A 23,650-nucleotide genomic window follows, 5' to 3' on the forward strand; every position below is an offset into this window, starting at 1 on the left:
TTATGACTTTAAAAGATTTCTAAAAAAGGGAATGAGTTGTTTTGCCATTGCTTCATGGTTTTCTATATCAGGGTGCCCTGTACAACCTCCTGGAGATATATTTTTAAACTGGAAAATTTTGATTTCCTTTTCTAAGAATTCATTTTTGATCTCCTTAAAAACACCGGACAGAATAGATTTCTGTTCGGGGTTAAGCATTGGGCTATCTAGTAAAGCAATTTTTACATTTGGGTATTTTGAAAAAAGCATTTCAATAAAGTCAATATAAGCAATCGTAAATTTCTCTCGGTTAAAATCTGTACGCTTTCTCTCCCCATCTCCTAACGAAAAATCATTAGTTCCAAAGGCAATACTAATTACATCAGGAGCATTTTCAAAATTTGCTTTTTCCTTCGAGTCAGAATTTAAATAGAGATTCTCATACACATCAGGCATTACTGGCTGGTCCTCATCATTCCAGTTTCGGTACATCCCCATTCCCGAAACACAATTCAGTTTGAAATTGGTATTTAATGCACGAGCTACTCTTGGTCCGTAAGCCATATAGGCGTTATGCTGATCGAACCACTCTCCATTACCACAAGGAATTTCCCGAGTATCTGCACCCATTCCACACGTAATAGAGTTGCCAATAAATTCAATTTCGGGCCTTTTGGGAAGGTCTAATTTATCAATTTCAAACGCTTCAATTTTATTGACAATAATTGCGCCGGTAGAGGCTTCAGTAGCTTTAAATACGGAAATGGAATGAAAACTTGTCCTATCTGGTAAGGGGAATTTCAAGGGAAGACTTTTTTCCACCTTAAAACGGCCTTTATAAGTATCATTAATTTCAAGATTAATATAAGCGTGATCTGTTTCAGCTAATTCAAAATCAACAATTAAAGTATCAGCCTTTGCTTTAAAATGAATAGCTGAAGCTGAATTAATCAAAATTAGGCTAGAATCATTTTTTACGGAAGTTCTGCCAGAAGTGGAAACTAACTCTGTAGAAGCATTATAGGAATTTCGGGATTTATCTTTTGATTTATTACAACTTGAAAGGCAAACAATTAAAACAAGAAAAAGCAGAAATCTATCCATAAAGGTTTTTAAAGCTAATTTAAAGCTTTTAACCAACAGTTATTTGTATGATTTTTTCAATAATTAATATCATTCTTACATTTATCAATGTTGAAAAGAATATTTGGTGCTTCTTGCCTTAAAGTTTGCAGTTTTATATGTTAATGATAGAGAAAATACTCCAAATTTTATTGGATTTAGAGTTGACTCAAAAAAATGTTTTCAAAACCTATTCAATTCTTCCTGGTACACATCCATTAGATTCGATGGTAAAGACTTCAGATAAATTTGGGTAGTATTCAATTTACTGTGTCCTAACATTTCAGATATTGCTATGAGTGGAATATTCTTCAACATAGCGTGAGTAGCGAAGCTATGTCTTGAAACATAAGAGGTTAGTTTTTCGTCAATGCCACAACGTTTTGCTAAACGTTTTAAACCATCATTGTAACGGTGGAGAGCGTCCTTAACATCTTTGTATTGTAATTCTACTTTTTCCCTTTTGATAATGGGTAAAATGAACTCATCCGAACTTTTATCTTTGGTATAAAAATTAAGAATTTCCTTTAAGGGTTCGGTTATCTTAATATCATAAAGTTTTGATGTTTTCTTTCGCTGAAATCGAATACGTCCATTCCTAATGTTTTCTACTTTTAGAAATGCCATATCAATAAAAGACATTCCAAATAACATATAAGAAAGAATGAAGTAGTTGCGGTAGTGAACCATAAAGTCCGAAGGATCAATCTTCATCTCCAATATTTTCTTAACAGATTCCTGCTTTATCGCTCTTTTTGCAGTAGGCACTGTTTTGATCTGATAATTGTAAAAAGGATATGCCTCCCGCTTTATAATTCCTGCTTTAATTCCCCTGTTAAATATGGCTTTCAGGGTGCGCATATAAGAAGCTACTCCATTTATGCTATTTCCGGGTTTTGATAGGTGATACCGTTCAAAATCGACTAGAAACTCATAGTTAACTTCATTAAATTTCACATCTCTCCCTTTAGTGAATTTTCTTAGGACGTTAATTAAATGCTGATAATTTTTTGCAGTTCCAAATCGATTAGTAGCTTTTAACTCAACCACTTTGGCTTCACCAAATTCATAGAAAGAATCGTACTTATTTTTACCTACAAGACGATTCTTTAATTGTTTAATGGATAGGAATTCTAGTTCTCCACTCTCACGTAGCTGATTTATTTTATCTTGATATTGGACTAATTCTTTAAGCAAAAGGTTGTTTAAATGAAAGAGTGCTTCGGTTCCTTTAAAGGACCCCTTGATTTTTTTCTTTCTATCGTCCCAGCATTCCTCCGGAATTGCTTGTCCAGTCGCTATTGACGTGGTTTTTTGGTAGTGACCAAGGCGAATTATAACCGGAAATTTGCCGTCTTTCCGACTCCTTCTTTTGTCCAAACTGAGGGTTAAACTGGTCTGCATCAGGTAAATATACTAAAAAAATTTGCACATAATTTGCACATAATTCGATGAAATCACCTGATTTCATTTGATATCAAAATTTATTAAAATACTCATAATCAATAACATATGCGTTTGTTTGAACCGTTTGATTACCCCAAAAAAATTCTCATAATCAAGGGGTCCCTGGTTCGAGCCCAGGTGGGACCACCAGTAAAATCAAGCCTTACAGAGATGTGAGGCTTTTTTGTTTCTACTCGGGTACAACATTTACTAAGTATTATCAACCTATAAATAGATATATTTATTTTTAAAGTAAAATCGAGTGGAGTGGTAATCAATGAGTGACCGATTTCCTAAAAAGTGTGTAGCCTATTGCTTAAAGTATGGAATAGTTTCACTTATTTTTTAAAAGCGATTGAAAAGATGGATGATGAACTGTCGTATTTGAAACCTGTACGTACTGTAGTGTGAGGGGGCACCCCGTCATTTGTTAGCGGAGTCATCCAATCGATTGTGAGCTGTACAATTTAGTCAGCATTACCCCAATTATCCGTCAATCTGGATCTAGTGTACGAGGTAAGAGTAGGATCAGTAAAATGGGAAATCCAAAACTTATAAATCTGCTTTTCATGTGCAGCTTTACTGCCTGCAAACACAATAAAGCCTGTATGGATATCTATGAACGAATAATAGCCAAGAGTGAAAGTAAGAAGCTTGCGTTTATTGCTGTATGTAATAAACTACTAAAACAGGCATTTGCTGTGGCTACATCAGGTTTACCATACGATGAAAATTATGAGTCAAAATTAGGATTAAATGCTTGGAAATTAGCTTAGTTCTTTATTGGCTTTAGTTTTTTGCAAACTCAATTAAGTTATTATAATTTCCATTATCGGCTTCTTTTAAAGAGCTTATATATTTTTTTCGAGTTTCATTAGCTTTTACCATATTTGATTGATGCCACGAAAATATTTCTTCACCAAATATCGATTCCATAATTATATCAGCCATCATTCTTGAATGTCTTCCATTGCCGTTTGGAAAGCAATGAATTGATACTATTCGATGTTTGAATCTGATTGCTATTTCTTCTGGAGGAAAGGTTTTATTATCAATCCAATATTTCGAATCGTCCAGTAAAATCTTTAGTTCAATCCCAATTTTTGTCCAAGGAATTCCAATGTTTTTTTCAGTTTTTCGAAATTCCCCGGCCCATTTCCATACATCACTATACATCCTTTTGTGTAAGTCTTTTATAAACTTTTCAGTTAAAATTTTTTCAGGTCTTAATTTTGTATGAATAGTCCATTCAACTGCTTTTTCAATATTAAGTTGCTCAAATTCGTCCAATTCGCCTTGAGTAGTAATTGACTTTATTTTTAGACCTTCCTTTTCATCATCATCTAAAGGTGTTTGTCCATCTTTGTAATCAAATTCTAGTCCCATAGTGATTTTCTCATCTCGCGCTTAATCTCATTAGCAAGTTCTTGTATGGTTTTGGCTAATTTTTTTTCTTCAATTCCTTGGTCCTCTAATTTCATATTTTGATTGGTCCTCATCACAATTCTTCGGGCCAATTTCTCTGCTTTTACATTTACTAAATCATTTATGGTACCATCCTTTGGAACCATTGCATAAACCAATTTTAGGTCCATTGCATTAGATACATCCCTAAGAGAATTTAACGTTATAGAGCCATTAGCCTCACTTTTTTCAAGATTTTTGACGCCTTGTCTTGTAATATTTAATTTGGTCCCAAGTTGGGCCATAGTCATATTTAACGTGGTCCGAATTGTATTAATCCATCCACGTTCTGGTACCAGGGCTTTTTTAGTTTGATCAAATGGTTGCAGTTTTTGGTCTAACTGTTCTATTAAAAGTGAGTGTTTGTTTCTCATATTTGTAATCTTTTAACTTTACAAAAAAATATTTTGTAAATGTATTTATTTACAAATATACAAATAAGTTAACATGTCTGTTTACAAAAATTAAAAAAAGTAAACTTGTTAGTTTACGAACACTTAATAAAAAATTAAAGCCAATGGTCTTGTATATGAAAAGTAGGGGATTTTACGCACTACTTTTTCGGATTATAATAGACCTTTAATTTGTTCATTTTGTTTCGTTTAAGCGATTAAACCGCTATTTTTTATATACTTTAGCCACAATGGTATTAAGCTGCCTTATACGGTTAAATACAATGAAGGTCACGGTTTTCATCACGAAGAAAATAAAATAGCCCTATACAAAACCATGTTAGGATTTTTCGCGAAACACCTTCAATAGGTTGATAAAAAAGGCCTTATCATGATATGTTCAGGTACCCCCCTTTTATTCGATAATCGGGAAGCTTCAAAACAAAAAGTGATTTTCTAATAAATGGCGCATTACCCGGGGATGATTTACGTTGTGCCGTTATTTCCGTAGAGCATAAAGAATTGACCATTTATCATATTTCGGCTTATTATTCAGTATTGCCAGATTACCTTTAAACAAAATCAAAAACCAAACAGTTATGTTCGTATTAATCATTGCATTCGTGAATTTCATTATTCAAGCACTATTCAACTAAAAGAAAATCAACATGAAAAAATCACTAAAAACACCGGTAGAAAAATTCAACTATTTATTAAAGGCATCAGAATCCGTAAAGATTTCCGCGATCATGTTAATGGTATTATCGGGAATATTAATATATCAAATGCGGGCACAGGTAACCTATATCATTCCGCTGGCCTTAGGTATTGTAGTGCTTATAGCCTACACCGTCAATAATTTATGGTTAAAAAACTATACTATTGATGAAAAAAACATTCAACTTCAGCTAAAAAGGTATAAATTATACCTTGCAAAGCGGCAAAAATATGAAGCAGGCATTGTCTTTATTTGGATACTTACTGTAACACCTTCTTATCTATATGGTAAAGATATAGATCTGTTTTTATTACTTGGTTTTATGGTATTTACGTATCTCTTTATCGTATTGGGTAATTTTCTGTTTCAAAAAATCAAAAATGAAGTAAAGGAAATAGAATCCCAGGTAAATCATTTAGCAACCACCGAAACATCAATTATTTGAAATTAATTTACTTGAACTCAAAAACAATAGCCTACTGGATCATTCAGATTGTTTTCTGGTCCTTCCTGTCGGGAGTTATGGCCTTTAGTTATTGGGCCGGTAGTAACGAGTTACAATTAAAAGCCTGGCAGGTTGTTCTGGATTTTTCTGTAGTGATTCTGTTATCCATTTTTTTCACCCATCAGTTAAAAAGGCTTTTAAACAAATGTATTCAATTTGATGCGATTCGGTTAAAGCACTTATTTATTAGCCTGGGCTTCCTGTTAACAACGACGGTTCTTTTCTACCTGGTTTACGAAGTATATATAGAACTTATATATACCTATGTTTATAACAGGACAGATGTGTTAGAACATCCCTCTCAGGGTTTAAAAAACAATATGATTTTTATCCTGAACTATTTTATCTATTTCACGATTTGGACGGTATTCTATGTGGCGATAAAAGGACTAATGGAACTTAACAATAGCAGGGAGATTAGATTGAAACTGGAATCTAATCTTAAAGAATCTCAATTAAATACCCTTAAGGGACAAATTAATCCGCATTTTATGTTTAACAGCCTAAATAATATTCGTGGTTTAATGTTAGAAGATGTTCCAAGAGCCAGAAATATGCTTACCAGCCTATCAGAAACCTTACGCTATTCTTTAACCAAAAGCAATGTAGATGCTATAGCATTAGAAGACGAATTAGATATGGTTAGAAATTTTATTGCCATCTCCAAAATTCAGCTGGAGGATCGTCTTATCTTTAAAGAAGATATAGACAAAGCATCCTTAACGAAATTAATCCCTCCTATGATTATACAGATGCTTATCGAAAATGCCATTAAGCATGGAATCTCCAGTTTAAAAGAAGGGGGGCTAATAGTGCTTTCCACTTTAATAAAAGATAGCCAATTACAAATAAAAGTGACCAATACGGGAGCAATAAGAACCGGCCATAAGAGCACTCAACTGGGTTTAGAAAATATAAAACAGCGCCTGGCATTGCTCTATGGTGAAAAAGCGACCTTTAATTTACAGGAGATAGAACATAAAGTGATAGCCTCAATTAACATCCCAATAGTATGAAAACCTTAAAAGCAGTTATTGTTGAAGATTCTCGTTTAGCTAGAAACGAGCTAAAAGAACTTCTAAATTCCCATAAAGAAATAGAACTTATTGGTGAAGCCGCAAATGTAGATGAGGGGTTTAGTTTAATCACAGCAATCAATCCAGATCTGCTTTTTCTGGATATCAATATGCCAGAGAAAGATGGGTTTGAGTTATTAGAAATGTTAGATGAAGTGCCCGTAACTATTTTTACCACCGCATTTGATGAATATGCGATCAAATCGTTTGAGTATAATACCTTTGATTATTTACTAAAACCCATTAACCCTAAGCGTTTTGCGCTGTCTATAGAAAAAGTGCTCGAAAAAGGGAGGCATAACGAAACCTTAGATCCTAAAAATGAGAATGCTTTACGCCTGGATAAGCAAATCTTTATAAAGGACGGAGAAAAATGCTGGCTGGTAAAAATTCAGGATATCTTTATGTTTGAAATTGTGGGAAACTATACCCTTGTTTTTTTTGAAAACAATAAACCACTCATCTATAAATCGCTGGGTAAAATCGAAGAAAAATTACCAAACGATATTTTTTTTAGAGCCAACAGGCAGCAGCTAATCAATATCAATCACGTTAAAAAAGTGGTCTCCTGGTTTAACGGAAAACTAAAAATCGAAATGAATTCCGGAGACGAAGTGGAAATTTCAAGAAGGCAGTCCTACTTATTTAAAGAGCAATTAAGCCTTTAAAGCAAATGAATTTTACCGGGCAAGAAGTAAGGATCTTCGGGATAGGCCCACGAAGCATTTAATTTGAATAAGAAATTTTTAAAACGAGACATTCCGATAACTATCGGCATCAGCGCATGTAATCTCGATTAGCGGATAAATCCTTAGCTAATAAGCTTAAACCATATTTGTTTTGTATTCCAGGTACCTTCAACAGCATTATTTTATAACTCCGGTAAAAATCAAAATGAGTATAAAGCGCTGAATGATAAGAGCTTATTTTTATGCAGCTGCGTCCCATCCTCCCTCCTTAAATTCCCCGATTTTCCCTATTTTCGTTATCAGGCTAACAAGTAAGAATAAACTACCGGTACTTATAATGGAAATGCATCAAAAAATTAGTCAGTATTTAGAAAGCATCGAGCAAGAACATCAAATAAAAATCTTGTTGGCCTGTGAGACCGGTTCCCGTGCCTGGGGATTTCCTTCGCCCGATAGTGATTTTGATATCCGAATTATCTATATCCATCCCAAAGACTGGTATTTGTCGCTGACCGAGAAAAAGGATAGCCTGGATTTTATGTTCGAGAATAACGAGATTGATATCACCGGCTGGGATTTACGCAAGTCGTTACGACTTCTCCAAAAGTCCAATCCGCCTTTGTTGGAACGGATTCAATCGCCAATTATCTATAAAGCCGATAAAGACTTTGTAAAAGAAGTTCAGCAATTGGCCGGTAGCCAGTATTCCAGAATATTCACGATTCATCATTACCTGAGTATGGCTAAAAAGTTCCTGGACGAGCTGGAAAGTACCGAAAGCTATAAACTTAAAAAATTCTTTTACGCCTTACGTTCGGCAATGGCCTGTAAATGGATTGTTGAAAAAGAACAAATCCCGCCTATAGAATTTAAGAAAATGCTGGCAGGCTTATCTTTAGAAAAACAGCTTGTTAACAGGATTGAAGAACTAATCGCCTTAAAAGCCACTCAAAGTGAAAGCTATTTGCACGAAGGAGAAGCGCCCCTCTTTGCATTGATGGATTCCTGTGTAGAACGTGCTGAAGCCCAGCGAAAATCCTTACCGGCTTCCAACGGTAGTTTTAACGAGCTGGATGCGTTCTTTCTAACAATGGTACACCGGTATGACGATTGAAGATTTAAAGCAACAAAAGCTTATTATCTTAGAATGTATTAGCGGAAGCAGGGCTTATGGGTTAGATACATCGGCATCTGATACCGATATTAAAGGCGTGTTTATCTTGCCCAAAAAAGATTTCTATGGATTGGAGTATATCCCGCAAGTAAGCAATGCTACCAATGATATCGTGTATTACGAATTGGGGCGTTACCTGGAGTTACTTTCGGTGAATAATCCCAATATTTTAGAACTGCTGAACACGCCGCCATCTGCCGTACGTTATAAACATCCGCTATTAGAGCGGATTGATGCCAAACGTATCCTGTCGAAACTTTGTAAAAACACCTTTGGGAAATTTGCCATTTCCCAGATAAAAAAAGCCAAAGGCCTAAAGAAAAAGATCGTTAATCCGGTGGAAAAAGAACGCAAGAGCGTCCTATCTTTCTGTTATGTAAATTACGAACAGGGAGCGATTCCCTTACTCGACTATTTAGCCTTAAAAAATTGGAAACAGGAACATTGCGGACTCATCAATATTCCACATATGAAAGATATGTGCGGCTTATTTTACAGTGAGCAGTTAGGTTATAAAGGCATTATACAGCACGAGCAATCCAACGAGCTTAGTTTAAGTGCTATTCCCAAAGAAGAAAAGCAGCAGGGGCTGTTGTACTTTAATAAAGACGGCTATTCCAGTTATTGCAAGGAATATAAAGAATACTGGGATTGGGTAAAGTACCGAAACGAGGTCCGCTACCAAACCACCCAAAACCACGGAAAGCACTACGATGCTAAAAATATGATGCATACCTTCCGATTGTTAGAAATGGCGCTGGAAATCGCCAGAGAAAAACAAATCAACGTACAACGTCCCAACCGCGATTTTCTTCTGGAAATTAAAAGCGGAAAATTTGCTTATGAAACCCTTTTGGCTCAAGCAAATGAACTACAAGCTCAACTGGAAGAGGCCTTTAAAAAATCCGACTTACCCGAAAAACCGGATCTTCATTATATCAATCAATTAGCTTATGAGTTACGGGAAGAGTTTTATAGGGAAGGTTTTCATTAAGAATAGTTTTTCAGTTTATGGGTTTCCGTAAATGACTCGTAATGAAATTTGTAATTTTGAAATCATCGGAGATAGTCTGAAAAGGAGTCATAAATTTTTATTGTACATTGATAACAATAAAATAAATTTGCTGTATTTATTTAATTATTTTATGTTTGTACAAGGATAACAATAAAATAAATGAAAATTAAGCAGATTTGTTCTATTACTTCAGGCATTAACAGTCGGCGTCATCCCCAAGGTACAGTGTACTTTCTTGGAGCGAGTGATTTTGTAGATCCGTATACAGTAGATTCATTTATGACTCCTGGTTTGTTAGCTTCTTCAAAATTAGAAAAGCATTATCTACGGGCTGGGGATGTGGCGGTGTTGGCTAAAGGGCATCACGGTTTTACAGCTCATTATATTAATGGTAGCTTACAACCGGCAGTAGCGTCTTCTGTTTTTCTGGTATTACGTGAGATACAGGCAGAGGTTTTACCAGAATATCTCGTTTGGTATATTAACCTGGAAAGTACGCAAAGCCAACTAAAAGCTTATGCCAGGGGTAGTGCATTACCTGCTATCAACCGTACTATCTTAGGTGATTTAAAAATTGATATGCCTTCGTTGTCTATACAGCAGGATATTGTTTCCCTAAGCCGATTAAAAAAAGAAGAATCCCGGCTTATTCAAAAATTAGATGATTTAAAAACTACACAACTTGAGTTCTTGCTTAAAACTAAAATCCAAAACAATGAAAAATAAAGTACAGTCGGCAGATATCAATCGTATCATTTGGCAAGCCTGTGACACCTTTAGGGGTGTTATAGATCCAGGTCAATACAAAGATTATATTCTGGTTATGTTATTTTTAAAATATGTTTCTGATACACATACAGAAAAGTATGAGCAGTACTTAGCGCAATATGATGGTGATGAAGCAAGAGCAAAGCGTGCGATGTCTTCTGAACGCTTTATCATTCCGGAACATAGTCATTTTAAATCTTTATACGATAAACGTAACGAATCTAATATAGGAGAACTTATTGATATTGCTCTGGCTGATCTTGAGGAGGCCAACCGTGAAAAGTTAACCAGTAGTGATGGCGCGGGTATTTTTAGAAATATCAGTTTTAACAGCAGTAACCTGGGAGATAAAAAAGATAAAAACGCGCGTCTTAAAAATCTGTTGACCGATTATAATAAACTCGATTTAAAACCTTCATCCTTAGATGGTCAGGATGTCTTAGGAGATACCTATGAGTTTTTGATCGCCAATTTTGCCAGTGATGCCGGTAAAAAAGCCGGAGAGTTCTATACGCCTAAGGAAGTTTCTACTTTATTGGCACGCTTAACCAAATCTAAACCTGGTGCCCGTATTTACGATCCCACCTGTGGTTCTGCTTCACTTTTAATCAAAGCCGGGCAGCAGGTTGATGGTAAGGACTTTTCACTTTATGGCCAAGAGGCCAATGGGAGTACCTGGGCACTAGCGATGATGAATATGTTTTTACACGGTTTTGATAATGCTTCCATTCGCTGGGGAGATACGTTGCGTAATCCAAAACATACGGAAGGTGATAACCTAATGAAGTTTGACACCGTAGTGGCAAATCCGCCATTTTCATTAGATAAGTGGGGTCAAGAAGAGGCCGAAGATGATAAATACCATCGTTTTAACCGGGGCGTACCTCCTAAAAGTAAAGGAGACTGGGCGTTTATATCGCATATGATCGCAAGTGCTTATGAAGCCACCGGGATGGTTGGGGTGGTCGTTCCACACGGTGTATTATTTAGAGGAAGCGCAGAAGGGCGTATTCGTAAACAAGTGATTGAAGATAACCTGCTGGATGCAGTGATTGGTTTACCGGCAAACCTGTTTTTTGGGACGGGTATACCGGCAGCTATTCTAATTTTCAATAAATCCAAAGCGCAACGGACAGCTACCTTATTTATTGATGCCAGTGAGGAGTATGATAGTGGTAAAAACCAAAATGTGTTAGCCGAAAAATACATTAATCGAATTGTAGAAACCTACACTCGTTTTAAAGAGAATGGGATTGCTACAGGAGTGGTTGATGAAAAATATAGTTATGTAGCCACTCTAGAAGAAATACAGGAAAACGAATACAACCTCAATATACCGCGCTATGTAGATACTTTTGAGGAAGAAGCAGAAATTGATGTGACGGCAGTACAGAAGGAAATTGATACCTTAGAAACAGAATTGGTTGCTGTACGAGAAAAAATGAAGGACTATTTAAAGAAACTGGAACTATGAAAGAATTTAATAAAAGGATTAGTGAGATTGATAGTCGCATCAAAGAAGTAGTTGGAAATACAATTAAGAGTATCGGGGTTGATGTTGAATTTGAAGGGTATTATATTGAGGATAACGATTATTCATATAGTATGTCTCCCCAACCTATGTATTCAACCATTAAAGAATACGTGGATGATAATCCAAAAACGGGTAAAATCACGCATATTCGATATTTCTTTAGATTGAAGAAAAGAAACAAAACTCACCAGATGTCTCTGACCATTGACGAAAGAGATCCTTTTTACTATGGTTTTTCTATAGGCGAACTTGCAATAGGTGTAAAAGCTGAAGAGATCGGTGAATTAGGAACTAACTGGCATTTGAAAATGATGGTCTACAAAAAATTTAAAGATGATATATTTTTACTGATAGATCAAAAGAAAATTAAAATTGACTCTTTTGGAAAGCTTTCTCCTGATGTTTTAAATAAAATAAATTTTAAGTTCAGATTAGATTGGAATTACTATAGTAATAAGATGGAAGGAGGTACGCTTACTCAGCCAGAAACAAGACAAGTTATGGCAGGGGTTAGTGTTGGCCCGAGACCAATAGATGATGTTAAAGAAATGGAGGGGCACGACAAAGCCGTCCAAGAAATTTTATATATAGCAAAGGGCGATTATCGCATATCAGAAAGAAGGATAAAAGATTTTCACAAGTTGATAATGAGTGAAAGTAATCCAGATAAAGCTAGGTTAATAGGTGTTTGGAAAGAGGAAAATAATGAAGTTATTAATTATAAAGGTGAGAAACAGGCATTTGAAGACTATAGTTTAGTCCCAGAGAAAATACATAGTATTTTAAATAAAGTTAATGCTAGACTTGATGCTTTTTTCTCAAATAAAAAAGAGGCAATACACCCTCTTAAAATAGCTGTAGATTTTCACCTTGAATACCTTTATCTACATCCGTTTTATGATGGCAATGGTAGAACTGCAAGATTACTAACCAATCTTATCTTAATTTCCTGTGGTTATCCACCAATCATAATATCAGATAAAACCAAAGAAAATTACTATAGATTTATCTCAGATGTTCAATCCTACGGAGGTGATAAAGATTTGTTTTATCGTTTTATGGGAGAAAGAGTTTTAGAATCACAAGAAATTATATTAAATGCTATAAATGGTATTGATATTACAGGAGATAATGATCTTGATAAGGTATTATCAATGTTTGAGCAACGCCTAAAAATTACTGAAGAAAAGCACAAAGTAGAACGTCGCAGTAAAGCTAAAGTTCGTGAGATTTTAGAAAAGGCGTTCATACCTGTTGTTGATGAGATGTATACCGCCTGGAAAAGATTACTGCCACATTTTACCACTGGAAAAATTCAGATACAAAAAGATAGTGATTATCAGAATTACGAAAATCTCCCTCAAGATTTAGAACTGATTTTAGAGGATATTGATTTAAAGCAGATGAATAGGCTGGAAGTTTATTTTGATTTGCACCGCCTTAAAAAAGCCTTACCAAAAGAGATTGGCAACAGTATGAATGTGCATTTACAATTTCAGCAAGAGGAGTATTTTCTTACCTATAACTTTAATGAAAGTTTAGAGAAAAAACTCTTTTATGGCGATGAGGTAAATGAAGAAGCGTTTAGACAAGAAGTACGTCCTCTAATAACCCAATGGGTGATGCAGTTTATGAAAAACTCGAGAATTTAAAGAATTAGAAATGAGCAAGCAATTTCAGAACTGGTTGATCGAGCAAGATCAAGCTATTAAAAACGGAGTAATTAGGAAGCCAGCTACTCACAATGTCGATGCAAAATTTGCTGGCTATTATTTTGAAGATAATAATTTAAGAGGTACAGGTATTGGCGGACCCGTATATAAATCATTTTCAGACTATGATGAGCAAGTTCCGAATACGATGTTTGTTGAATACGTCCGGTATTGGTTTAAGCTAAGTTATGATGAGCGAGAATTTATGGCTTCGGTACATATCCATGAAAAGTCGACTAATAATATTTTATTTTCTATTGAAGAATTGGCTGAAAGTAATGAAATTAAAGATAAAGTAGTTAGTGAATCAGCTTTTGGGACTTTTGAACAATTATTGCTAAAAAAAATAGGACAAAAATGAGGAACACTATTTTGAAGGATAGCGATAAGATAGAAACAAAGCAAGGCTATAAAAAAACCAAAATAGGGTGGATTCCAAAGGATTGGGATGTGTTTAAATATTTGGATGTATGTGAATTTATCAATGGTAAATCTTACAAGAAAAGTGAATTATTAGATAATGGAAAGTATAAAATTCTAAGAGTTGGAAATCTATTTACTAATGAAAATTGGTATTATACTAATGACGAGTTATCTGAAAATAAATATGTTTTTGAAAATGATCTTATGTACGCTTGGAGTGCTTCATTTGGTCCACACTTTTGGAAAGGAGAGAAGACTGTATATCACTATCATATATGGAAGATAATCGTAAAACAAAATTTTTCTAAATTCTTTTTGTTTTATGCTCTTGAATATGATGTTTATAGAATAAGCTCTAATAAACAAGGAGGTACAATGTTTCATATAACAAAAGGAGATATGGAAAACCGCCTTTTAAAAGTTCCTATTATTAATGAACAAAAAGCCATTGCCAACTGCCTCAGTACCTGGGATGATGCTCTTGTAAAATTAGACCAACTTATCGCTGCCAAACAACAGCTTAAAAAAGCTCTGATGCAGCAATTGTTAAGCGGTAAAAAACGCTTACCCGGTTTTAATGGGGAGTGGGAGGAGAAACTCTTTTCTGATATTACAGAACGTGTAAAGAGAAAAAACACAGAGGTTAACGATACTGTAGTGACTATTTCTGCTCAGCGAGGATTTGTGTTACAGGAAGATTTCTTTAATAAACGTGTAGCTAGTAGTACTTTACTCAACTATACATTAGTGCATAAAGGTGAGTTTTGCTACAATAAAAGCTACTCTAATGGTTATCCTATGGGAGCATTCAAAAGGCTTGATGACTTTGAAAAAGCTGTTGTTACTACGTTATATATCTGTTTTGGTTTAAAGGATAGTGTGAATTCAGATTTTATGCTTCAGTACTTTGAAGCAGGTAGAATGACACCCGGTTTAATGCGCATTGCGCAAGAAGGAGGTCGAGCTCACGGTTTATTAAACATCAGTTTACCTGTTAAAATACCGCAACTAAAAGAACAAACCGCAATCGCTGAGGTACTAAACACCGCAGACCAAGAAATTGAATTATTAAAAACGCAGCGTAAGCAACTTCAGGCGCAAAAGAAAGGCTTGATGCAACAATTGTTAACCGGGAAAAAGAGATTGAAGTAAATTAAAGAATAATTATGAAGTTTAGAAGAAAAGACATAGATCTAGCATATAGAAAACTAAAGAGTAATGTGTACTATGATAATTTCTCTTTACTTCTTAGGCAACAGATAGCTGAATTTGAATCAAAAGAAAAAGAGTTTGAACAGCGCCTTGAGCGATTAGAGGAATTTTTAAAAGCTCCAGTTAAACATAAGAAATACTTTGAGGACTGGTTAAAGCAAATATCTTATACCGTTGCTCCAAAAAGTTTTGCTCGCGAAAATTATAATTTTGGTGATAATATAGTCTCCAACAATTTTACACAACCGCATTATAACCTGAAGAAGGTAAACTACTTCTTTGAAGGTCCGATAGAATTACATCTTATTTCACTCCTATGGATTATTCACGAAGGTTATGTATTGCATAAGGATTATGCCAAAGATAATTATGCCTATTCATTAGAACTTAATCCGGAAAACGGGAATGTCGTAGATGGCTTAAGATTATTTAAACCTTATTTTGAACAATATCAAAAATGGCGGGATACGGGTGTTGATATAGCTCAGAATATAGTTGCTGGTGGAACAGATGTAGTCATTTTATCTTTAGATATTAAGGAATATTACTACAATGTTAGCTTTCCACCAGAAAAACAAAATGCACTATCTAAACGTATAGCTGATGCTCTTGATACTAATAAAACTTTCTTAACTGATTATGTTTTTCGTATCAACGAGATTTATCAAAAAGTTTGTCCTAAAGATTCAAAAGGAATTTTACCTATAGGTATTTTATCTTCTGCACTATTAGCTAACTGGTATCTCAAAGATTTTGATGCTAAAATTAAAGAACAACTTGCACCTGCCTATTATGGTAGATATGTTGATGATATTGTGATCGTTTTAAGCAATACCAAAATTTCTAAAAAGTTTGATAATAAGTTTAATTCTCCCTTAGAGGCTTTCTTAAATAGATTTTTTGTTGAGAGAGACATTTTTAAATCTATACCAGATGACCCTGATAAAAGTGTAAAAGAGAGGGAACTTACTTATCAATATAGTGAGGACAGCAATATTCAAATTCAAAAAGAGAAGATTACTATCTATTCTTTTGAAAGTAAAGAATCTCAAGCAGTCTTAGATATGTTTAAAAAGCGTATTGAGCAGAATTCAAGTGCTTTTTGGTTTTTACCTAATGAGAATGATATTAACGATGATTTTGACGAAAGTGTGTATGAACTCACTTATACAGATACCGTAAATAAGTTACGTAGCGTAGCAGATATTAAACAAAGCAAATACGGAGCTTCCGTATTTCTTGCCAAGCGAATAAAAGTTAGTTTACTTTCAGATGTAGAGGAAGACGATAAGACCACAGACCAAATTTTGACCTTCTTTAAAGGAACAGTTAATCTCGAATTTTCAAATTTATGGGAAAAAGTCCTAACTTATTTCGTGATTACCTACGATAAGCAAGCATTTTGGACCTTCTTTAAAGAAACCTGTAGATCAATCGACTTGATAAGATCTGATAAAGGTTCAGGTTTAACATTAAAAAATATTGAAGAGGTTAAAAAATATTTAGGCAGGTATTTGATGAATTGCTGCGCTATGGCAACAGCTTTAAACCCTTCTTTTGTTAAAGAAAACTGGTGGGAAGACAGAACTAGAAATTATCATTACAGCTGGCTAAACCCGAGTTTCTATAAAAAGGTCTTTGCCGTAAAAAATGCTTATATAACGTCTAATTTATTAAGACATAATTTTGTTGTAGTACCGTTATTGAATTATTTGAATCTTACCTCAGATAAAAAAACCAATCTGATTAAATATGATTATCTGCGAAAGATTGAGTTGAAAAATGAGGGTGATAAATTGAATTTTGATGATAGAAAGTTACTTTACTCGCCGAGGTTCATCTACTTGCACGAATTTAATTCTATTGAATATTTAAAAAGGCTAGTGCAATTAACTTATTGTGCTAATTCGACCTTTCAAGGTATGGATGAAGAGAGCATTTTGAATGAAAGCTTTCAATACTTTTTTAAAGTAAACTATGAGTATAGAAACACCTATTACAAAAATCAAACAAAAAAAGAAAACGAAAAGCACTGTGAAAATCTAAAAGATTATTATTTCCAGTTAGAAAAAAATACAAGCTCATCTAGCCTTAAATTAGGATACAATAAAGTTAGCATACCACAATCTAAAAAAATCTATAGTGATTTAAAAATTGCCGTTGCAAATACTAAAGTTCAGAAAAGTAATATATCTAAGTCGCTTTTTGATATACCCAATACTAATGCAGCACGAAGAAAAGAGTTTATTAATATTTTAAATGATGCTGAACGCTTAAAATCAGACATACTTATACTCCCTGAAGTTAGTACTCCTTACAGATGGTTACCACTTCTTGCTGATCAAGCTAAAAGAAAGCAAAGAGCAATCATAGTAGGATTAGAACACTTAAGAATTAATGATTATTGCTATAATCTTATAGCCACTTTGTTACCATTGGAACATAATGGTATAAAAGACGTAGTCATTAATTTGAGGTTAAAGAACCATTATTCACCGGGAGAAATAAATAATATAACTAATAGAGGGAAACTTGTACCAATTCCAGATATAGCAATGTATAATTTATTTAAATGGGGAGGTATATATTTCAGTAACTACAACTGTTATGAATTGGCAGACATCAATCACCGAGCACTGTTTAAGTCAAAAGTAGACTTATTATTTGCTTCAGAATATAACCAGGATGTGAACCATTTTTCAAACATCGTAGAAACAGTTTCACGAGATGTACATTGCTATTTTGTTCAGGCAAATAGCTCAGATTTTGGCGATTCAAGAATTACTGCACCTAGAAAAACAGAATCAAAAGATATATTACGACTAAAAGGAGGTGAAAATAGTGTTGTTCTTTTAGGGAAGCTAAATATAAAAGAATTAAGAGATTTTCAAAAGACTCGAGTTCCTGGGCAAAACACAGCTATTTTTAAAAATACACCACCCGATTTTGATCACACTAACCCGGAGAATAGATAAATATTAAAAACTATGCAAGCACCCTCGTTTCAAGAAGATCATATTTCGCAAATCCCGGCGCTACAGCTGTTAATCAATATGGGCTATACCTACCTCAATCAGGAAGAAGCTTTAGCCGCTCGAGGTGGTAAAACTTCAGGTATTCTCTTGGAAGATATTTTAAGAAGCCAATTGCATAACATTAATAAAGCTCGGGTATCTTCTTCAAAAGCAGTAGCCTTTACAGAGAACAATATAGAAAATGCCATCATCGCCCTAAAAGATGTACCTTTAGTAGATGGTTTTATGACCACTAGTGAAAAACTGTATGAGCTGCTTACCTTGGGGGTTTCGCTGGATCAAAGTATCGAAGGTGACCGCAAAAGTTTTGACCTTCAATACATAGACTGGAAGTATCCTAAAAATAATACCTTTCACGTCACCGAGGAGTTTAGCGTACTGCGTAGCGGCTTAAAAGACCAATACCGTCCAGACATCGTGTTGTTTGTAAATGGCATCCCGCTTTGTATAATAGAGTGTAAAAGACCGGATATGAAAGAACCTTTAGCTCAGGCCATCTCCCAAAATCTACGTAATCAAAAAGAAGATGGTATTCGTCCGCTTTATGCGATAGCACAACTCGTTATTGCCCTTACCGTAAATGAAGGCAGCTATGCCACCTCGGGAACTCCAGAGAAGTTTTGGGCACAGTGGCAGGAGAACTTTGTGAAAATCAATGGTGCCATAGACATACAAAAGAAGAAAAACTATTACTCCACACTGGCAAAACTCAAAAATACCCCTTTGCCTACGGAAGTGAAGGAACGTATGTTTAATGAGCGTTTTCATTATGTACGGGCCTATTTTGATGCGTTAGAGCAAGAAGATATAAAAACCACGGTTCAGGATGAATACCTGTACAGTCTATGTAGAAAAGAACGTTTACTGGATTTCATCTTCAATTTTATCCTGTTTGATAACGGAGCTAAAAAAATAGCTCGCTACCAACAATACTTCGCCATTAAAAAAGCGATGAAGCAAATCACAAAACTTAAGGAGGGCAAACGTACCGGAGGAGTGGTTTGGCATACGCAGGGGAGCGGCAAGTCATTAACAATGGTAATGCTGGCGCAGGCTATCGCGATGGAATCATCAATTGTGAATCCTAAGATTATTTTGGTGACGGACCTTACCGATCTGGATAGTCAGATAACCGGTACTTTTAGAAAGTGCGGTATGGAGGTAGATAATGCCAAAACAGGAGCCAAGCTGGTAGAATTGCTACATACCGAAAGTGATGCGGTGGTCACCACAATTATCAATAAGTTTGAAACCGCGGTACGCAAGATTAAAAATCCACTTACCAGCGAAAATATCTTTGTATTGGTAGATGAAGGGCATCGTACCCAGCACGGTACATTTAACATTGAGATGCAAAAGACCCTGCCTAACGCGTGTTTTATCGCCTTTACAGGAACACCCTTATTTAAAAAAGACAAGAGTACACTTTCTAAATTTGGTACGCTCATCGATACCTATACAGTAGATCAGGCGGTAAAAGATAAAGCTGTGGTTCCTTTATTGTATGAAGGGCGGCACGCCATTCAGGAAGTAAATGCAGCACCGCTGGATACCTTTTTTAATATGGTATCTGAACCCCTAAATGATCTCGAAAAAGCCGATTTAAAAAAGAAGTTCTCCAGGGCCGATCAGCTCAATAGTGCAGATCAAAAGATTTATGCCATTGCCTGGGATATAACTAACCACTATGTGAGTAATTTTCAGCACACCAAGTTCAAAGGGCAATTGGTCTGTCAGTCTAAAGCAGCAGCGGTGAAGTATAAAAACTATCTGGATGACATTGGCAAAGTGACTTCCGCATTAGTGATTTCTCCACCTGATGAACGCGAAGGAGAAGAAACGGCTTATGGTAAAACCAGTGATCTGGTAAAAACCTTTTGGCATCAAATGATGGATGAACACGGCATCGCTAAAAAATACCAGAAAAACATTGTAAACCGTTTTAAACACGACGAGGAACCCGAAATTATAATCGTAGTCGATAAATTACTTACCGGTTTTGATGCGCCTAATAATATTGTGCTGTATTTAACCCGTAAATTGATAGGGCATACCTTGCTACAGGCTATAGCACGGGTAAACCGGGTAAGTCCCGATAAGGATTATGGGTATATTATTGATTATTATGGCGTACTCGAAGAATTGGACACTGCACTCAAAACCTATTCTACCTTTGAAGATTTTGATGAAGAGCAGTTAGCAGGTACGCTAACTAACATTACAGAAGAAATTGAAAAATTACCTCAGGCTCATAGTGAGTTATGGCAATTGTTTTCAGGAGTGGTCAACAAAAAAGATGCTGAAGCCTACCAACAGCATTTAAGGGATGAAGCCTTAAGAGATCGGTTTTACGATCATTTATCTAAATATGCTCGTATATTAAAACTGGCGTTATCTTCCATTGATTTTCATAAGGAAACTGAAGAGAAACAAATATCAAGATACAAAGAAGATTTAGCGTTTTTTATGAAACTGCGGACAGCGGTGGCTGCCCGCTATTCAGATAGAATAGATTATAAAAAGTATGAAGGTCAAATTCAGAAATTAATAGATACGCATATCCCAACATCAGATGTGGTACAGCTTACAGAACTCGTAAATATTTTTGATAAAGAGGCTTTTGAAGAAGAAGTCGAAAAAACCACCGGTAAAGCGGCTAAGGCAGATAAAATACTATCAAGAACCTCGAAGCACATCAACGAAAAAATGGATGAAGATCCTGCCTTTTATAAGCGCTTTTCGCAATTGATAAGAGAAACCCTTGATGATTATTTACAGCACCGTATTAATGAAACCGAATACCTGCAACGTATGAAAGATCTTATGGAAGCTGTTTTAAGCCGAACCGATAGTAGTATACCCAAATCATTAGAAGAGAAAGAAGTGGCAAAAGCTTTTTTTGGTATTGCTGCTGAAGAATTTCAGGCGTATACCAACGACACTAATCAAGTACAAAAAATAGCAGAAGAGCTTGCTTTAAAATCTGACGAAATTATTTTGGACTTAAAGCGAGTGGATTGGTCAAAGAGCATAGATGTACCCAAAAAAATGATATTTTTAATAGGGGATTATATCATAGACCATATACGAGATACTTATCAGCTTAAAATTAGCTTTCAGGATATTGATAAAATAGCAGAACGTATGGTAGAAGTAGCAAAAATAAGGTATAAATAATGCAGCGTTCTTTTAAATATGGTTCAGAAGAGATTACCTATACGTTGAAGTATAGTAATCGAAAAACTTTAGGAATAGCTGTGCATCCTGATCGTTCCACAGAAGTAAATGCACCCGAAGGCAGCAGCCTGGATAAAATAGAAGAAAAGGTACGTAAGCGTGCCGCTTGGATTCTTAAACAACAAGATCATTTTTTGGCATTTGAACCTCGAAATACAGAGCGTAGATATATAGCTGGGGAATCTCATTTATATTTAGGGCGACAGTATCAATTACAAATTATGGAGAGCGACCAAGAAAGGGTAAAACATACCGGACGCTATTTTGAGGTGAGGACCCAAGACACTAAAAAAGCTAAAGCCTTAATGGAAAAATGGTATTTGGAGAAGGCAAAAATATGGTTTGGCAAGCTGGCCGAACCTTTGATAAAACGTTTTGAGAAATATAAAGTGAAACCCTCAAAAATAGAAATACGAAAAATGAATTACCGTTGGGGCTCGTGTTCTCCAAAAGGTAGAATTTTGCTCAACCCTGAATTGATTAAAGCACCTAAAGCATGTATAGAATATGTGATTGTTCACGAATTGTGTCACTTAGTACATCAAGATCACACCAAAGCTTTTTTTGATTTACAACAACGAGAATTTCCAGAATGGAAAAAGTGGAAGGATAAACTGGAACAGCTTTTAGCTTGAGGATTTTAAATAGTATTAATAACTTATAAATATTTGTTATGAGAGCATTTATATCATATAGCCATCAAGATCAGGAGTATTTAAATATGCTCTTAAAACATTTAGCTCAGATTAAAAGAGAAGGCTTGCTTGATGCTTGGACAGATCATGAAATTGAAGCCGGAAAATCACTTCATGATGAAATAGCGATGGCATTAGATCAATCAAGCGTGTTTTTTGCATTATTGAGTCCAGATTATATCAATTCGAATTATTGTTATGAAAATGAATTTAAAAAAGCACAAGAATTAAGCAAAGCTGGAAAATTAAAAATTGTTCCTATAATCGTAGAACCTTGCGATTGGCATAACACACCTTTTGGTGAACTGAAGGCATTACCAAAAGATGGTAAACCGGTAGCTGATTGGAGTAATCCTAATACAGCATTTTTGAATGTCATCACTGAGGTTAGAAAATTATTAAGTAAGTCATATCAGCAATCAGATTTTATAAAACCTCAAGGTATAACGCATTCTCAAAATAAATATAGAGCTCAAAAAGATTTTGATTCCATCGAAAAGATGGAATGTGTAAAAGAAACTTTTAATGAAGTATATTCAAAGATTAAAGAGTATTTAAAAGAAGTAGTAGAAGTTGAGGGGATCAAGGCTAAAATTTTAGAGGAAGGCGAAAATACCTTTAGAGCTATTCTGGTCAATAAAAATAAGATTGGGGTGGAAACTGTCCTTACTATATCTACTTCCGATAGAAATGAACAGACAAGAAATGTGATGATGCTTACACCAGCATCAAATTATTTAAAGTTTGAAATTTCAGGTTCCAGACAAGGGAATGCACCTAGAGTATTTGAATTAGATTATGACGATTTTCACCTTTATTGGAAAGAAGGAGGATTTAATCAAAGAAATAAAGATGAAGAATTAGAAGTTGACAAAATTGTTGATCTAATATGGGAAGACTGGTTGCATAGTGTTGGCATAGAATTTTAATTAGTTAAAGATATTTATAACAAACCAGAGCGTGACCTGCATCCCGATGAGTATAGAGAGGTTGCCGAGGATGCTGTTAAATATGGGAAGGGATGAAGGAAATTATAAGAAATAGAACGATTAGACCAAGTACCAGAGCTAAAAATTCGGCTTATCGCGTTAAAGTAGAGAATGCCCAAAAAGAAGATAGAATAATCATCTTTATAGATCATGAGTCAAGAGATTTTAGAAAGATCTATAAATGTACAGGCGAGTTATTTCAGGATTCCGACTCGATATATTTTAAGGCAGAAGAAGAAGGAGAGGGTATTACTATTAATTGGAGAGGGGAAGTTATTCCAGAAGAGATTATTGGAAAAATATTCTAATGATGAGACTGGCTTAAGTGCAAAAAACGGTCATAGTATACCACCCTGGCCGGGTTAAAGTGAGCCACCCTGGCCGGATCAAAGTGAACCACTTTAGCCGGAGTAAAGTGAACCACTAAAAAATCGATTCTATTTGTAAGAAGCCAAATGTCTTTTT

The 23,650-nt window shown here is 35.1% G+C and carries 19 protein-coding genes and 1 pseudogene; 16 read left to right on the plus strand and 4 right to left on the minus strand.

All coding sequences use genetic code 11. The annotated features are described in order from the left end of the window. Both AC13DP_RS04605 and AC13DP_RS04610 read right to left on the minus strand, forming a co-directional pair. A complete protein-coding gene (locus AC13DP_RS04605; protein ID WP_483067379.1) occupies nucleotides 1-1,083 on the minus strand; it encodes an SGNH/GDSL hydrolase family protein in 1,083 nt (360 codons plus the stop codon). A 201-nt stretch (nucleotides 1,084-1,284) separates the two neighbouring features. Further along, nucleotides 1,285-2,481, minus strand: coding sequence for a site-specific integrase (locus tag AC13DP_RS04610; protein ID WP_483067380.1), 1,197 nt, complete (start codon nucleotides 2,479-2,481; stop codon nucleotides 1,285-1,287). Nucleotides 2,482-3,014: 533 nt separating this feature from the next. On the opposite strand from AC13DP_RS04610, the pseudogene AC13DP_RS04615 reads away from it, so the two are divergent. Continuing rightward, nucleotides 3,015-3,323, plus strand: a pseudogene (locus AC13DP_RS04615) (transposase); the annotation flags it as partial. Between the two features lie 13 nt (nucleotides 3,324-3,336). On the opposite strand, the gene AC13DP_RS04620 reads toward AC13DP_RS04615, so the two are convergent. Further along, the gene (locus AC13DP_RS04620; protein WP_228251999.1) at nucleotides 3,337-3,933 is read right to left on the minus strand and encodes a mobile mystery protein B; all 597 of its coding nucleotides are present in this window, start codon (nucleotides 3,931-3,933) and stop codon (nucleotides 3,337-3,339) included. Beyond that, on the minus strand, nucleotides 3,924-4,385 hold the full coding sequence (locus AC13DP_RS04625; RefSeq protein WP_347406465.1) for a mobile mystery protein A: 462 nt from the start codon (nucleotides 4,383-4,385) through the stop codon (nucleotides 3,924-3,926). Before AC13DP_RS04625 ends, AC13DP_RS04620 begins: the two co-directional genes overlap by 10 nt. 686 nt (nucleotides 4,386-5,071) lie before the next feature. Here AC13DP_RS04625 and AC13DP_RS04630 point away from each other — a divergent pair. The 15 genes from AC13DP_RS04630 (at nucleotide 5,072) to AC13DP_RS04700 (ending at nucleotide 23,493) form a co-directional block, all read left to right on the plus strand. Further along, on the plus strand, nucleotides 5,072-5,566 hold the full coding sequence (locus tag AC13DP_RS04630) for a hypothetical protein (protein WP_272958494.1): 495 nt from the start codon (nucleotides 5,072-5,074) through the stop codon (nucleotides 5,564-5,566). 11 nt (nucleotides 5,567-5,577) lie between these two features. Next, on the plus strand, nucleotides 5,578-6,642 hold the full coding sequence (locus AC13DP_RS04635; protein WP_483067381.1) for a sensor histidine kinase: 1,065 nt from the start codon (nucleotides 5,578-5,580) through the stop codon (nucleotides 6,640-6,642). Further along, nucleotides 6,639-7,370, plus strand: a complete 732-nt coding sequence (locus AC13DP_RS04640; protein ID WP_347406463.1) for a LytR/AlgR family response regulator transcription factor — start codon at nucleotides 6,639-6,641, stop codon at nucleotides 7,368-7,370. Before AC13DP_RS04635 ends, AC13DP_RS04640 begins: the two co-directional genes overlap by 4 nt. Nucleotides 7,371-7,728: 358 nt before the next feature. After that, a complete protein-coding gene (locus AC13DP_RS04645; protein ID WP_347406462.1) occupies nucleotides 7,729-8,505 on the plus strand; it encodes a nucleotidyltransferase domain-containing protein in 777 nt (258 codons plus the stop codon). After that, nucleotides 8,495-9,559 carry a DNA polymerase beta superfamily protein gene (locus tag AC13DP_RS04650; RefSeq protein ID WP_347406461.1) on the plus strand — a complete coding sequence of 355 codons (1,065 nt, stop codon included), beginning with the start codon at nucleotides 8,495-8,497 and terminating at the stop codon, nucleotides 9,557-9,559. Before AC13DP_RS04645 ends, AC13DP_RS04650 begins: the two co-directional genes overlap by 11 nt. 180 nt (nucleotides 9,560-9,739) lie before the next feature. Beyond that, nucleotides 9,740-10,306, plus strand: a complete 567-nt coding sequence (locus tag AC13DP_RS04655; protein WP_347406460.1) for a restriction endonuclease subunit S — start codon at nucleotides 9,740-9,742, stop codon at nucleotides 10,304-10,306. After that, nucleotides 10,296-11,822, plus strand: a complete 1,527-nt coding sequence (locus tag AC13DP_RS04660; RefSeq protein ID WP_347406459.1) for a type I restriction-modification system subunit M — start codon at nucleotides 10,296-10,298, stop codon at nucleotides 11,820-11,822. The genes AC13DP_RS04655 and AC13DP_RS04660 overlap by 11 nt, the downstream gene beginning before the upstream one ends. After that, nucleotides 11,819-13,534 carry a Fic family protein gene (locus tag AC13DP_RS04665; protein ID WP_347406458.1) on the plus strand — a complete coding sequence of 572 codons (1,716 nt, stop codon included), beginning with the start codon at nucleotides 11,819-11,821 and terminating at the stop codon, nucleotides 13,532-13,534. Before AC13DP_RS04660 ends, AC13DP_RS04665 begins: the two co-directional genes overlap by 4 nt. Before the next feature lie 10 nt (nucleotides 13,535-13,544). Further along, nucleotides 13,545-13,955, plus strand: a complete 411-nt coding sequence (locus tag AC13DP_RS04670) for a hypothetical protein (RefSeq protein ID WP_347406457.1) — start codon at nucleotides 13,545-13,547, stop codon at nucleotides 13,953-13,955. Continuing rightward, complete coding sequence (locus tag AC13DP_RS04675) at nucleotides 13,952-15,169, plus strand: restriction endonuclease subunit S (protein WP_347406456.1); 1,218 nt, start codon at nucleotides 13,952-13,954, stop codon at nucleotides 15,167-15,169. Before AC13DP_RS04670 ends, AC13DP_RS04675 begins: the two co-directional genes overlap by 4 nt. A 14-nt stretch (nucleotides 15,170-15,183) precedes the next feature. Then, entirely contained in the window at nucleotides 15,184-18,204 is a 3,021-nt protein-coding gene (locus AC13DP_RS04680) for an RNA-directed DNA polymerase (protein ID WP_347406455.1), read from the plus strand. 12 nt (nucleotides 18,205-18,216) lie between these two features. After that, on the plus strand, nucleotides 18,217-21,441 hold the full coding sequence (locus AC13DP_RS04685; protein ID WP_483067382.1) for a type I restriction endonuclease subunit R: 3,225 nt from the start codon (nucleotides 18,217-18,219) through the stop codon (nucleotides 21,439-21,441). Next, a complete protein-coding gene (locus tag AC13DP_RS04690) occupies nucleotides 21,441-22,136 on the plus strand; it encodes a M48 family metallopeptidase (RefSeq protein WP_347406453.1) in 696 nt (231 codons plus the stop codon). Before AC13DP_RS04685 ends, AC13DP_RS04690 begins: the two co-directional genes overlap by 1 nt. 38 nt (nucleotides 22,137-22,174) lie before the next feature. After that, nucleotides 22,175-23,125: a toll/interleukin-1 receptor domain-containing protein gene (locus AC13DP_RS04695; protein WP_347406452.1), complete on the plus strand. Its 951-nt coding sequence runs from the start codon at nucleotides 22,175-22,177 to the stop codon at nucleotides 23,123-23,125. 92 nt (nucleotides 23,126-23,217) lie between these two features. After that, entirely contained in the window at nucleotides 23,218-23,493 is a 276-nt protein-coding gene (locus AC13DP_RS04700) for a hypothetical protein (protein WP_347406451.1), read from the plus strand. Nucleotides 23,494-23,650: the final 157 nt, after the last annotated feature.

Source organism: Zunongwangia sp. L-65, from assembly GCF_056859415.1.